This window comes from Mesorhizobium sp. M2E.F.Ca.ET.209.01.1.1 (assembly GCF_004010375.2).
In the GTDB taxonomy this organism is placed as follows: Bacteria; Pseudomonadota; Alphaproteobacteria; order Rhizobiales; family Rhizobiaceae; genus Mesorhizobium.
On the sequence record NZ_SADP02000974.1, the window covers coordinates 1 to 273 of the forward strand.

The 273-nt window shown below is 67.8% G+C and carries 1 protein-coding gene; it reads left to right on the plus strand.

The features are described 5' to 3' along the window. Positions 1-273 (plus strand): ATP-binding cassette domain-containing protein (locus EN852_RS38735; protein WP_135879900.1); only part of this gene is annotated, 273 nt, incomplete at both ends.

Sequence of the window (273 nt, forward strand, 5' to 3'; positions counted from 1 at the left end):
AAGGCCGACAGCCTGCCGGCCGAGCTATCAGGCGGCCAACAGCAGCGCGTCGGCATTGCGCGTGCCGTCGCCATGGAGCCGAAAATCCTGCTGCTCGACGAGATCACCTCGGCGCTCGATCCGGAGCTCGTCGGCGAGGTGCTGGCGGTGGTGCGCAGCCTGGCCGAGGACGGCATGACCATGGTGATGGTGACGCACGAGATGGCCTTCGCCCGCGATGCCTCCAGCCGCATCGTCTTCATGGCCGACGGCGGCGTCTCGGCGGTCATAAGT